Origin of the sequence: Paenibacillus campi (assembly GCF_034659835.1) — a bacterium.
Classification (GTDB): Bacteria; Bacillota; Bacilli; order Paenibacillales; family Paenibacillaceae; genus Saccharibacillus; species Saccharibacillus campi.
Window position 1 is genome coordinate 190987 of the sequence record NZ_JAXSQZ010000009.1, and the last position, 13911, is coordinate 204897.

The 13911-nt window shown below is 46.4% G+C and carries 8 protein-coding genes and 1 pseudogene; 5 read left to right on the top strand and 4 right to left on the bottom strand.

The genetic code is table 11. The annotated features are described in order from the left end of the window. Positions 1-258 precede the first annotated feature (258 nt). Positions 259-1656, bottom strand: a complete 1398-nt coding sequence (locus tag U1I11_RS18855) for an L-cystine transporter (protein WP_322907681.1) — start codon at positions 1654-1656, stop codon at positions 259-261. A 606-nt stretch (positions 1657-2262) separates the two neighbouring features. On the opposite strand from U1I11_RS18855, the gene U1I11_RS18860 reads away from it, so the two are divergent. Next, positions 2263-4014 (top strand): alpha-glycosidase, encoded by a 1752-nt coding sequence (locus tag U1I11_RS18860; RefSeq protein WP_322907682.1) that lies wholly within the window; start codon positions 2263-2265, stop codon positions 4012-4014. 936 nt (positions 4015-4950) lie between these two features. Then, on the top strand, positions 4951-5889 hold the full coding sequence (locus U1I11_RS18865) for a cation diffusion facilitator family transporter (RefSeq protein WP_322907683.1): 939 nt from the start codon (positions 4951-4953) through the stop codon (positions 5887-5889). Between the two features lie 273 nt (positions 5890-6162). Here U1I11_RS18865 and U1I11_RS18870 read toward each other — a convergent pair whose 3' ends face one another. After that, positions 6163-6324 (bottom strand): hypothetical protein, encoded by a 162-nt coding sequence (locus U1I11_RS18870; protein WP_322907684.1) that lies wholly within the window; start codon positions 6322-6324, stop codon positions 6163-6165. Positions 6325-6756: 432 nt separating this feature from the next. Between U1I11_RS18870 and U1I11_RS18875 the strand changes: the two genes are divergently transcribed. From U1I11_RS18875 to U1I11_RS18885, 3 genes are all read left to right on the top strand, one after another. After that, positions 6757-8883 carry a BglG family transcription antiterminator gene (locus U1I11_RS18875; RefSeq protein WP_322907685.1) on the top strand — a complete coding sequence of 709 codons (2127 nt, stop codon included), beginning with the start codon at positions 6757-6759 and terminating at the stop codon, positions 8881-8883. After that, the gene (locus tag U1I11_RS18880; protein WP_322907686.1) at positions 8880-10853 is read left to right on the top strand and encodes a PTS mannitol transporter subunit IICBA; all 1974 of its coding nucleotides are present in this window, start codon (positions 8880-8882) and stop codon (positions 10851-10853) included. Before U1I11_RS18875 ends, U1I11_RS18880 begins: the two co-directional genes overlap by 4 nt. 556 nt (positions 10854-11409) lie before the next feature. After that, on the top strand, positions 11410-12564 hold the full coding sequence (locus U1I11_RS18885; RefSeq protein ID WP_322907687.1) for a mannitol-1-phosphate 5-dehydrogenase: 1155 nt from the start codon (positions 11410-11412) through the stop codon (positions 12562-12564). Positions 12565-12821: 257 nt separating this feature from the next. Here the strand turns inward: U1I11_RS18885 and U1I11_RS18890 are convergent, their stop codons facing one another. Both U1I11_RS18890 and U1I11_RS18895 read right to left on the bottom strand, forming a co-directional pair. Continuing rightward, positions 12822-12971, bottom strand: a complete 150-nt coding sequence (locus U1I11_RS18890) for a hypothetical protein (protein WP_322907688.1) — start codon at positions 12969-12971, stop codon at positions 12822-12824. A gap of 495 nt (positions 12972-13466) precedes the next feature. Further along, a pseudogene (locus U1I11_RS18895) lies at positions 13467-13911 on the bottom strand (DUF5704 domain-containing protein); the annotation flags it as partial.

The window sequence follows — 13911 nt, forward strand, 5'->3', positions numbered from 1 at the left end:
GTCTCATTTTCAGGCATCGTATGCTCATGCCCTAGTAGGCAGACCAAGTTAAGTTTCAACTTTGATTGTGTGCTGATAGCCTCATCTATAATAGATTAAGCTAGCTTTAAAACTCAAATCAATCTCGGTCTAAGTACTAGCTATTGATCAAGCAAACCGACTAACCCTATTTCAAACGAAAACAACATAAAAACCCCTGATTGCATCATCCATGCAACCAGAGGTTCTCAACACAGTTTCCATCAAAAAACAAATTGATCAGGACGCTTCAGCAGGTTCCAGTTCCGCTACATCCTGGTTATACACTTGCCCATCATGTTCCTTTAGTACACGACTGCTAACTACGCCGGATACCATCGAGCCGCTTACATTCAGAGCGGTTCTGCCCATATCGATCAACGGTTCAATCGAGATTAACAGACCGGCAAGGGCAACCGGCAGATTCATCGTCGACAATACGATCAATGCAGCAAAAGTAGCGCCGCCACCTACACCGGCTACGCCCAGTGAACTGATCGTAACGACCGCAATCAATGTTAAAATAAACTGCCAATCGAGCGGATTAATGCCTACCGTTGGCGCAATCATTACTGCTAGCATCGCCGGATAAATACCGGCACAGCCGTTTTGACCGATCGTAGCGCCAAAGCTCGCTGACAGATTGGCAATGCCGCTTGACACACCGAGCTTACGTGTTTGTGTATCGATATTGAGCGGAATCGTTGCTGCGCTAGAGCGCGAAGTGAACGCGAATGTGAGCGTAGGAATGATCTTTTTGACATATTGCACCGGATTCAAACCAGCGATTGCCAAAATGACCAGATGTACGACAAACATAGCAATTAAAGCCGCATACGAAGCAAGTACAAATTTGAACAAGTTTAATATATCTTGACCGCTAGTCGTAGCGACCATTTTCGTAATCAGTGCCAAAATACCGTATGGCGTCAGACGCAAAATCAATGTCACGATCCGCATCACGACACCGTACACGGCTGCCATAACATTTTGGAACACTTCGCCTTGTTTCGGATTTTTACGCATAAAACCAAGTGCACCGACACCTACAAATGCGGAGAAAATAACGACCGCTAGCGTGGACGACTGACGTGCACCCGTCATATCTTCAAATGGATTCGTTGGGATAAATTCAAGTAACTGCGCTGGCAATGGTTTATTTTCCACATCACCTAATTTTTCCTGCAACAACACACCGCGCTGTTCTTCTACACCGCCAATCGGCATCCCTTGCGCAGTCAGATGGAAACCGAGTGCAGACGCAATACCGATTCCAGCCGCGATCGCTGTCGTTAACAACAATACGAGCAAAATCGAACCGCTAATTTTACCTAAATTTTGGCGTCCATTCAAATTCAGAATCGCCATAATAATCGATACCATGATCAGCGGTACAACGATCATTTGCAACAGACGTACATAACCGCTACCTACCAGATTAAACCAACTGATCGAATCCGATAGTATAGTAGAGTCCGGTGTGTACACAAGCTGCAAAATAACACCAAATACGATCCCAAGCAGCAGACCGGTAAATACACGTTTAGTAAAAGAAATATGTTTTTTCTGCATCCAGGCGAGCAAGCCGATTAATCCGACCAGCACTGCTACGTTAAGGATGATTAATAAAGTATCCATAAATTTCTCCTTTTCTTAACTTTTTTACAGTTGAGTCCATACAACTGTTACAGTTTAACATAAACCCGACTAAACTCATAGTATTAATTAATCGAATATTTTTCAGCTTCGTTTATGTGCATTTTGACAACAAACTAGATCATAATGTTTTCACTAGCGTTCAAATCAACTGCATCCAGCAACTGCAATTTCGATTTCCTAAACGATAAACTCATTAACATGTTCAGTTTGAGCAAACATTACATCGAATCATCACACTCATATAACTGTCTATTCATTTTTCGACAAGCAGATGATCGGTTAGGATACGTCGTATTAAGCTCCATCTGAGCGGTAGCACATGAATGAACGCTCATGATGATACAGCTTATGCTCAACCTAGCGATTACTAACTACGCAGACAGGGTTAATATATGATCATGTGGTCGATACGTGTACGGCTGGCGTTTATATAGGCAAAGATACATAAGATTAGGATCAGTGCTATCGATCCCCATGCTCAACTGAAAGTGTGGGCGACCGATCTACATACCGCCACCAGCACAATGATCAATCCCACGTACCGCGTGTTCATCTGAATATCAAATCATTACAGGAGGCATCACTATGCTGATCGAAGCCATTTATCATCGTCCAAAGCTAAACTGGGGTTATCCGTATGACCGGGAAACGATTCATCTGCGTTTGCGTACAAAAAAGCAGGATGTGACTGAAGCTTCTGCACTGGTAGGCGATAAATACATTTGGGACAAATCGAAAGAGCTTGTGCCGATGACGATCTTTGCCACTGACGAGCTGTTTGATTATTGGCATTGTGAAGTAAAACCGCCGTATCGGCGGCTGAAATACGGGTTTAAGCTTAGTGACGGCAATGACACGATCTGGATGGATGAGGACAAATTCGGTGCCAATGAGCCGGATATGGATCGTCTGTTTGATATTCCATTTATTAATCCGGTCGATGTGTTTACAACACCGGAATGGGTAAAAGATGCGGTGTTTTATCAAATTTTCCCCGAGCGTTTTGCCAATGGTGATCCTTCCAATGATCCGGAAGGCACGCTGCCGTGGGGCGGTAAACCGGAATGGTACAATTTCTTCGGCGGCGATTTGCAAGGCATTATCGACCATCTGGATCATTTGACCGAATTAGGCATTAATGCGATCTATCTCTGTCCGATCTTCAAAGCGACGACCAATCATAAATACGATACCGAAGATTATATGCAGATCGATCCGCATTTTGGCGATGAAGAAACGCTGAAAAAGCTCATTAACACCTGCCATAGCAAAGGCATCCGTGTGATGTTTGACGCGGTATTCAATCATTCCGGCAAAACGTTTAAACCATTTGTCGATGTGCAGGAAAAAGGGGAGCATTCGCGTTATAAAGACTGGTTCCATGTGCGCAAATTCCCGCTCGCGGTCGAAGATGGTGTACCGACATACGATACATTTGATTTTGAACCGCTTATGCCAAAGCTGAATACGGAAAATCCCGAAGTTAAAGCGTATTTGCTCGGTGTCGCTCGTTATTGGGCGGAAGAATACGGTATTGATGGCTGGCGCCTTGATGTGGCGGATGAGGTCGATCATCAGTTTTGGCGTGAGTTCCGGCAAACGGTAAAAGCGATCAATCCGGACATTTATATTTTGGGCGAAATTTGGCATGAATCGAGTCCGTGGCTGCAAGGTGATCAATTCGACTCGGTGATGAATTATCCGTTTAAAAACGCGGTGACCGATTTCTTCATTAAAGATACAACCGATGCACTAACGTTCTCGCATGCAATCGGTACGCAAATGTCGCGCTATCCATTACAAGTAACCGAGGTTGCCTTCAATCTGCTGGACAGTCATGATACCGCACGCGCATTAACGGTAGCTAAAGGCAATAAGGAGCGACTAAAATTGGCGGTGTTGTTCCAGATGACCTATACGGGTGCGCCATGCGTATATTATGGCGATGAAATTGGAATGGAAGGCGAGCATGACCCGGATTGCCGTCGCTGTATGGTGTGGGATGAGGAGGAGCAAGATCGCGAGCTGTTCGACTATTATCGTCAGGTGATCGCTTTGCGCAAGCAGCATCCGGCACTGCGTCAAGGCAGCTTCCGCTTCCTCCATTCACGCAAAGACAGCAATGAGCTGGTGTACGAGCGTGCAGATGAGCAAGAACGCTTTGTCATTATGATGAACAGCTCTGACCAGCCGCTAACGGTTGAGCTTGATCTGGGCGCAAATCACTGGGAAGATGTGCTGGAGCAACAAGAGCTAACGCTCGATAATGGACAGCTTGGACACGAGCTGCCTGGCTTTAGTTACAAAGTGTTGCGCTGTCTGGAGCCGCAATCCTGATGTCTATAGCATAATAAGTAATATGACCAGGCTAAATCAAGCTAGCTAACAGGCATGCCCTAAGTGAACAATGCATCGTTATCCATTGTTCCGCCACTCCGCTTACTGAGGCAACACGATGCTATAGCATGATTAACTATTGCTTTCAATATTCGCTTTGAATCCACTTTATGTCCTTATTTGTAGCGGTAATCTACACCGGTTTAAACTGTATATTTAAAACGGTCAGCGTACTATTAGGCTGTCTCAATTAAAAATCAGGTTCACACATACCTAAACGTGTTCATTGTCAAGCAATTATAAACTAGGCATACCGTGAATTTATCCGAGACAAGCTACTATGCTATGTGACTACACTATTTATGGAATAAAAATGACGGATTACCCATCACTCGCTACCCACACAGGCAAGGCAGCTGTTTCTCCAACAGGAGGGCAGCTGTCTTGCCTGTTCTATGCTATATGTACGATTGCAAAACTTGTGCCGTATAGGTGCGGTATGATGAAGCACAGTTCTACACCTTCTTTTACAAATGAATCCAAAATGGACTTGCTTCCAGCGCGCATATGGCATATGGTTGTATACGCACAATCGCCATACAGACCCGGAATTTGCGCTGAGCAAGCTGTTGCTGCTAGGCGTTGTCTTCAAACCGTCAACTTTGTCGTCTCCTTATTTCATTAGTTGAAATTGCAGTCGTCAAAATGGTTATGTTTCAAGTGAACTGCGTTGCATGTATGCATAGTCTAATGAAAATAAACCGGATAGAGTTGCCTGTAAAGTAGTTTGAAGACACGCCCTAATCAAGTGGCTTTCGGGTGCAGGCGAAGCTCATCCGCGTTGGTGCTGTCGTGAAATCAATATCCCGATCCATGCAGCGACTGATGCGGATTAGTGTATCGCTTCGATATTTTCAAGGCAGGGGGCTTTGATGTATGAGTATTTCCAATGCTTCATCTATGCTGGCGGCATGGCTCAGCCTGTTCAGCAATATTGCACTAACGCTGCTTAAACTGATCGTCGGCTTTTTGTTTAACAGTCAAGTATTGATCGCAGACGGGATTCACAATGCCGGTGATGTGATTGCCTCCGCGACTGCACTTGGTTCGATGCGCATCTCCGCTATACCGCCGGATGAAGATCATCCGTATGGACATGGCAAAGCAGAGGTGATCGGCGCGAGCATGGTAGCGGTTATTTTGATGTTGGCGGCATTTTATATCGGGTATCATTCGATTATGCTGCTGTTTGAGCCACCGGTACAGCCACATATTATTCCTTTGATCGCCGCAGCGGTATCGTTGTTATGGAAGCTGGCGCTGTATATGTATACGATGAAAGTAGGGCGCGCGGCGAATAGCAAAGGCTTGATCGCGACGGCGCAAGATCATCTGGCAGATGTGTATGCGTCAGCAGCCGCTTTTCTCGGCATCGGGCTGGCGCTCATCGGGGAACATTACGGTTATGAACTGCTCGCTTACGGCGATCCGATTGCAGGGATGATCGTTGCCTTGCTTATTTTAAAGCTCGCTTACGAGACCGGACGCGAATCGATCGACATTTTGATGGAAAAGGCAGTGCAACCGCAAAAGATCGACGCCTATACCGCCGTCTTGAGCGCAATGCCGGAAGTGAAACGGATCGACCGTATCCGTGCACGTGAGCATGGGCATTATATCGTTGTCGATATTCGCATCGGTGTGGACGCAACACTAACGATCCAGCAAGGACATGATATTTCCAGACTGATGAAAAAAAACATTATGCAATCCGATGCACAAGTGACCGAAGTGCTTGTACATTTGAATCCGTGGTATGCGGTTGAGCAAGAACAATCGGCAAACACGGATACGACAGTAAAGTCATCGCATTGACCGTCCTCTTTGTAAATTATAGTTCGGCTTGCTAGCTGTTCTTGTTGCGTTAACCGGCATATGTGTATAGTGGGTAGCTCTGTGTAAGTTGGCATAAGCGCGCTTCGCCGTGCTGCCCGCTATCGTATTCCGGTTGAAGCAATGTCGTCTCGTCATCCTCTTTGCGGCATTAACTTTTATGGCGAAACGGCTACCGTAAATAGGTTGAATTTTAATTTGAATTATGGACTACTATTGCTACAGTTCAACCTTAAAGTCGATTGGAAATTTAAATTATTTTTGGTCAATGTACTCCTGTTTGTATGCGCACTCCTTTGCAGCCATTACAGCATGTACGGGCTGCTCCGCTTTTTGTCCATCATTGCTTTCCAACATCAAATCCCCCATTTTTCCGTCTAATTGTACTATTTGCGCAATCATCTGCGCTGCTGGCAATTTGCCGGATTCCTGTTTAAACAACTTTGTTCACGGTTTAATACATAGCGTATACATGAAATTTATGGAATTTTTGCCAATGGAAATTTATGAATGCTACGTTGCTACATGTATCCTTTCCACTCAGCATAGATCAAAATGTCGTTATTTGTCATATTCCAAAAACGATTTGGTTGCAGGTCGCTTGTTTTGTTGTACATATATCGCCATGCGACCGTTTTACCTTCTCTCTCCTTTCTGCTGACTTTCCTTGATTTGCAAGGCTTTGTTTACCTTTGTCCCTTATGCACAAAGGACAAATTATGACATCTTTCAATTGATGTCGAATCGTGAAAAGCATAAAATTTGAAACAAGGAATCACATTCCTGTTTGTGCACAGCTTGTTCTTGGTATCGTTTACAATCGAATCGTTCGAAAGGAGGTTGTCGATTTTGAAGAAGCTGACCGACAGGCTGACGATGATGCTTCAGTTTTTGATTGGTGCACATGGCGAATACATTACGATCCGCGATGTGTCGGATCATCTGGACGTCAGCGAAAAAACGGTCAAGCGCGAGTTGCCGGCTGTCGAAGAATGGTTACGTCAGCATCAGCTCAAACTGATTCGCAAGCCTGGAACCGGTCTTGCCTTGGATGGTGAGTCGCATGCACTACATGCCGCACGTCATGAGCTGGAAGGGCAAACCCCGCGTAAAGATTACACCCGCGAGGAAAGGCACTACTTCATCATCAGCGAACTTCTCCTTTCTCGTGAACCGATTAAACTTTATGCTTTTGCTTCACAATTCAAAGTCACAGAAGGCACACTAAGCAATGATCTCGATCGCATTGAACAATGGTTATCGTCCTTTGACATTACACTTGTTCGTAAACCAGGGCTTGGCGTCTATATCGAAGGCACGGAGAGCAGTATCCGTTCAGCGCTTGTACATTTATTGTATGAAAGCGTTGACGAGTATCAATTGACTCATCTCGTGCGTCATCGTTTTCCGCCAGATGAGGAACCGGGACGAGTGCAATTTCATATCCGCAATCGGCTGCTGAACCTGGTCGATGACGGCATGATGGATCAGCTTCAGCAGTATTTAGGCTTACTGGAACGCGATATGCATATGAAACTGACCGACAGTGCTTATATCGGGCTAACCGTCCATCTCGCGCTGGCGATTGAGCGCATTCGTAGTGGGCAACGTATTACGATCGCTCCGCGCATACTCGATGAATTGAAGCAATTAAATGAATTTGATATCGCTCGCCAGCTTGCCCAGCGGCTGGAGCAATCGTTTCAGATTGCGATTCCTGAAGATGAGCTAGGTTATATTACGATGCATCTCAAAGGAGCAGAGACACGGCTTGGTGCCGAGTCCGATTCATATTACGAACATGTCAGCTTTGAGCTAGTCAAGCTGGCGCGTGACATTTTGAAGATGGCGGAAGCGGAAACCGGCTTTGAGCTGAAAGACAATAGCAAGCTGTTTGCCGGGTTTATTAATCACCTAGGTCCAGCGATTGAGCGCTTGCGGCTTGGACTCGACATTCGCAATCCGCTGCTCGCTCAGATCAAAGAGCAATACGCGCCGACATTTGAAATCGCTCGCAAATGTGCACGGCTACTTGCTGAATTTACCGGGCGTGAGGTGCCGGAAGCAGAGATTGGTTATCTGGCGATGCATATCGGTGCGATGTCCGAATATGCCGCCGCCCAGACCCGTCCACTGAAAGCGATTATCGCCTGCGCCAGCGGGATGGGCACATCCAGTCTGCTCTCGATTCGCGTCAAACGCGAGTTTCCGTCCTTGCACATTATCGATGTCGTCTCATCTTCGGAAGCGGTACAAATGGAAACACGTGCCGATGTGATCATCTCGACCGTTGAGGTGGATAGCAGCATCCCAACCGTACGCGTATCGCCACTGTTATCGCCGGAAGATATTAACGATATCCGCAAAACGCTATCCCGGCTGGAACTGCGCAGCACAAACCGTCCGCAAATACAGCGTGCTTCCGATCCGGCAGAACGGCTCACCGACACACTCGGCTCGCATAAAGAAACGGTGACTGGTGTGCTCGATCTGACCGCTGGGCTGGTCATCCGCGACGGTTTTCGTACCGAGTCGGTGACCGAATTGATCCATCAGCTTGCTGTTCTGTTCACGAATTCGCCGGAACGCGCCAATCGATTGGAGCAAGAGCTGCATGAACGTGAGCGCATGGGCGAAACGGTGTTATCGCAAGATGGACTAATTTTGCTGCACTGCCGTTCTAGCGTCGTGTCCAAACTGTTTCTCGGTATTATTCGTTTCGCTGCACCGATTCAGGCGGCAACACAGTCGGTTGATCTGTACGCCGCCATCGTGCTGCTCGCGCCGAAGGACAGCAGCAAATCGTATTTGGAAGCAGTTAATGAAGTGAGCAAATCGCTAATCGATCGCCCTGGCTTTGTTACAAGGCTCGTCTCGGAACAACCGTCTGAGCTGAAATCCGAAATATCCGGTATGATGCGGGATTTATATACCCGTAAAATTGAACAATATATGATGGAGGTTGAACAACTATGAGCACAGTTACTACTTCTGCTCCAGCCAAACGCAGTGCACGCGACCGTGTACAAGGATTTGGACGCTTTCTTAGCTCGATGGTGATGCCGAATATCGGCGCATTTATCGCATGGGGTTTGTTAACAGCATTGTTTATCCCGACAGGTTGGGTACCAAACGCGACCCTTGCCACAATGGTCGGCCCAATGATCACCTACCTGCTGCCACTGCTGATCGCCTATACAGGCGGTAAAGTCGTACACGATCATCGCGGTGGTGTACTCGGTGCGATTGCAGCGATGGGTGTCATCGTCGGTGCGGACATTCCAATGTTTATCGGTGCGATGATTATGGGTCCGCTCGGCGGCTGGGTCATCAAACAATTCGACAGAGCGATTGAAGGCAAAATTAAAGCTGGTTTTGAAATGCTCGTTAACAACTTTTCCGCCGGTATTATCGGGATGGCGCTGGCGATTGTCGGCTATCTCGGCATCGGCCCGCTCGTACAAGGTTTTACTCATCTCGTTGAAGCAGGCGTAAACTTCCTCGTTGCGCATGATCTGCTGCCGCTCGTTTCTTTATTCGTAGAGCCTGGTAAAATCTTGTTTCTGAACAATGCGATCAACCACGGTATTTTCACACCGCTGGGCGCACAGCAATCGCTGGAAACAGGTAAATCGATTTTCTACCTGCTGGAAGCGAATCCAGGTCCAGGTCTTGGCGTACTGCTTGCCTACTGGTTGTTTGGTAAAGGTACAATCAAAGCTTCTGCACCAGGCGCAATCATTATCCAATTTTTCGGCGGTATTCACGAAATTTACTTCCCTTATGTACTGATGAAACCGATCCTGTTCGTGTCGGTTACGCTTGGTGGTATGGCTGGTGTATTTGTGAACAGCATTCTCGGTAGCGGTCTGACAAGTGCAGCGTCTCCAGGTAGTATTATCGCTATTCTGGCGCTCGCGCCAAAAGGTGGCATATTGCAAGTTATCGCTGGTGTTGCAGCGGCTGCTATCGTATCGTTCCTGCTGTCTGCATTTTTCCTGCGTCGTTCACCTGTAGGTGAAGGCGATTTGGAAAAAGCACAAGCTGCTTCTAAAAGTATGAAAACTGGCGGTGGCGCCACTGCACCCGCATTGTCCAGTGCTAACGATCTGCAAACCGGTAATGTTCGCAAAATCGTATTCGCTTGTGATGCAGGTATGGGTTCCAGCGCAATGGGCGCATCGTCGTTCCGCAAAAAAGTGCAACAAGCCGGTCTGCCGATTCAAGTAACCAACTCGGCGATTGACTCGATCCCAGGCGATGCCGACATCGTCGTTACACAGCAAAACTTGACTAGCCGTGCCCGCGGTAAAGCGCCTAATGCACAGCATGTCTCGATCGACAATTTTATTAACAACCCGATCTATGATGAAATGATCCAAAAGCTAAAAGACGTTGCGGCTGGCAATGCAGCCTCCTCGATCCCGAAAGAAGCGGCTGGTGTACGTGAAGAAGTGAGCGATGTACTGAGCCATAACGCGCCGCATATCGTCGCAGATACACAAAGTAACGCTGCGGCTGGCACGAGTGTACTGCGCCAAGAAAACATCGTACTCGGTCTGGCAAGCGAGTCCAAAGAAGAAGCGATTCGTAGAGCAGGCGAACTGCTCGCTAAGTCTGGCTATGTAAAACCGGACTATGTAGCTGCTATGCATGAGCGTGAACAAGTAGCGACCACCTATATCGGTAACGGCGTCGCCATTCCACACGGTGTTGGTGAAGCGAAAAAGCAAATTCAAACATCCGGTATCGTCGTGCTGCAATATCCACAAGGCGTTGAGTTTGAAGGTGGCAAAGCGTATCTCGTCATCGGCATCGCCGGTGCAGGCGGAGAGCATTTGCAAATTTTGACCAAAATCGCTGAAACGATCGAAGACGAATCGGTTGTACAGCATCTGTCCAAAGTAACGGATGCCAACGAGATTTATCGTACGTTCTCGATTTAAACGGATGTAGTCGGCACGGTTGAACAAACTTTAGCTAGTCGGCTGACCAGCTTACATTCAGTGTCTGATTCACTCCATCTTTATGAAAGATACACTGGAATCATAGCAGGAGAACATCGCTGCTCTACACGATCAAACTACTGTTATTATACAGAGCAATAATGGTTAAATCAGCAGCGAGATGGCTGCTGATTTAACCTGTTTATTCAATAGTGGGCGCTGGTTGATGCATCCGTAATATTGTCTCTTTTGTACAACGTCCAGTATGCGAACTACTGTAAAGCTGAGCGTTGATAGGATGCTATTGTCTGCCATATGTAAGCAATTGCAGCAGCTTCAAAGCTCTGATTAATGCTAGTCCATGCGCTAACCTATGTGCGATTATGATCGGAATTAATAATTGCCAAGACATTAGCTCAATCACATCGCTACTCAACACATCGTCAATTGATTTCAGCGCAGCTTGCCTATGCAATCATTTATGAAAACCAATCTTCTGGTTATCTGAATATTACTGCAAATGACAAGCTGCTCTATACTTATGGAGGTGCACGCTATGAAAAAAGCAATTCAGTTTGGAGCAGGCAATATCGGTCGTGGATTTATCGGAGCATTGCTTGCCAATGCTGGTTATCATGTCGTATTTGCCGATGTAAACGAAAAAATGATCGCTGCGCTCAATGAGCAAAAGAGCTACAACATCCACATTCTCGATCTGGAAAAAAGCGTACAAACGATTACAAACGTATCCGGCTGCCTGTCCAATAGCACAGAGATTGTAGACGAGATCGCCACCGCACAAATGATCACAACAGCGGTTGGTCCAAATGTACTGAAATTTATCGCGCCAACGATCGCACAAGGCATCGAAGCGCGCCGTCATGCTGGTGCCGGGCCGCTTAATATTATCGCCTGCGAAAATATGGTCGGTGCAACGAGCCATTTGCAAGAACAGGTAGAAACCCATCTGTCCGCAGCAGGTAAAGCGTATGCACACGAATATGTCGGCTTTGCCAACTGCTCGGTCGATCGGATCGTGCCTCCATTCCAGGGCGATCATCTGCTTGACGTTGGTGTCGAAGCGTTCCATGAATGGATTGTGGAAGAACCGAAACTGAAAGGCGGCACACCGCAGATCGACGGCATGAAATTAACCGACAATCTGGTTGCCTACGTACAACGCAAGCTGTTCACACTCAACACGGGTCATGCAATCACCGCTTATCTTGGTTTCCTAAAAAGCATCGAAACGATCGATCAGAGCATTCAAGACGAATCGATACGTGCGATCGTGCGCCCAGCGATGGAACAAAGCGGTGCGGCGCTGGTGAAAAAGCACGGCTTTGATGCTGACGAACATGTCAACTATATCGACAAAATCGAAACCCGTTTCAAAAATCCGTATATCCGTGATGAAGTGATTCGTGTCGGACGCGAGCCACTGCGCAAGCTCGGCTCTGCTGATCGTCTAATCGGCCCTGCCAATATGGCGGCTGAACTTGGACTCGGTCGCGACCATCTGCTACAAGGCGCAGCCGCCGCCTTCCATTACGACAATGCCAATGACCCCCAATCCGCCGAGCTGCAAGGACGCATCCAAGCCGAAGGCGTAGGGGCAGTTGTGAGCGATGTGACTGGTTTTGCTAAAGGTAGTGAGGATTATGACCAAATTATGGCGGCGTATGAGGAATTGAAAAGTTGGAAAGGTTGATAGGTGCAGCAGTCGTTATGTGTACGTGAATCGAGGCTTAACATTAAAATAATCGTATCTATATCCACAATGTAACGTGTTACAAATCAATCAAATCGATATTGAAAGGATACTAATATTAGTATATAATTGCGGTAACCACAATCAGAAATAGCCCTACCGCGCCAACGGTAGAGCTATAGGATACAAAGCATGGTAGAACGCACGGCGTGCTATGTGACGATTAATTTACGAAAACCCACCGAGGGTCGCTAACCTTACTCGGTGGGTTTTTTCCGCTTGTTTTTAAGCTTGCGATAAACAAAATGGCAAAGACGATACATTTTGCGTCCGCTAAGTACAATACTAAGCAAAGCCGCTATCATCTTTAACACATCAACAAGCTCAATCCAAACAAGTGCGATCATGGCATCACCTCCTTATGGAAGGCTACGCCGTGATCGCCCCACCGAAACGCTCTATATCTTATTGCTAAGTATATAACTTATATAGCACACATATCAATACAATTAACGCATATACGTCATAGCAACCTAAGTCATATCAACTTAAAAGGAAAATCGATTCATTTTCGCCCTGTTGTATCGTTCATATACGTATCAACCAACCGGTTATTTCTAAAATCTACATTCTGAATAGTATTCCATTCAGAAAATTGTTTATTAGTATTTTGTACTTATTTTAAACTTATGCAAATATGACGATATCATTTTCTTTCATTCGATTGAACTCAAAACTCATATATTGTTATTTTCACAATACTTCCCGAGTCAATTCCAGATCGAATTTCCATATTATTTTATAGTGTTAAATTTATATAAGTTACATAAATAGATAATATGATCAGATTTCCTCTATTATTGTTATGCCGAATGGGCGATCAAGCCTTTTGAATTCCACACTCAATGCGTGCCACGGCTCGTATAATCATCTACCACACTATGATCGGTATCATAAAACAATACATCCCCATCTGCCACCTCATACTGTACCCCATACGGATCGGTCAGCATATGATCGCGTTTCCCATCTGTATGGTCATACCCTTCTTTGTCCCACCATTGATTGCTACCGGGCGCGTGCATATATTGCAAATGCGGGTGCGCGATATCGCCATTTACAATCGTTTCCATATTAAAATTGACGACAATAAACCCCTGCTTGAGAAAAATCGGTGACTTCTCATCCAGTCCCCCATGTGACCGCGCATATGCCGCCAAATCGGTTCCTTTGGGCACGACATACACCTGTGCAGGCAAACTATATTCCCCATACCACTGCTGTACACTCGCATTCACACGTGCCGCCGAAGCCGATGCGTTCGCTGGATGGGCGAAAGTATGAATA

Excerpts from the sequence above, each read along its gene's own strand:
- U1I11_RS18855 (WP_322907681.1), bottom strand. The coding sequence starts at position 1,656 with ATGGATACTTTATTAATCATCCTTAACGTAGCAGTGCTGGTCGGATTA.
- U1I11_RS18880 (WP_322907686.1), top strand. The coding sequence starts at position 8,880 with ATGAGCACAGTTACTACTTCTGCTCCAGCCAAACGCAGTGCACGCGAC.
- U1I11_RS18885 (WP_322907687.1), top strand. The coding sequence starts at position 11,410 with ATGAAAAAAGCAATTCAGTTTGGAGCAGGCAATATCGGTCGTGGATTT.
- U1I11_RS18860 (WP_322907682.1), top strand. The coding sequence starts at position 2,263 with ATGCTGATCGAAGCCATTTATCATCGTCCAAAGCTAAACTGGGGTTAT.
- U1I11_RS18865 (WP_322907683.1), top strand. The coding sequence starts at position 4,951 with ATGAGTATTTCCAATGCTTCATCTATGCTGGCGGCATGGCTCAGCCTG.
- U1I11_RS18890 (WP_322907688.1), bottom strand. The coding sequence starts at position 12,971 with ATGATCGCACTTGTTTGGATTGAGCTTGTTGATGTGTTAAAGATGATA.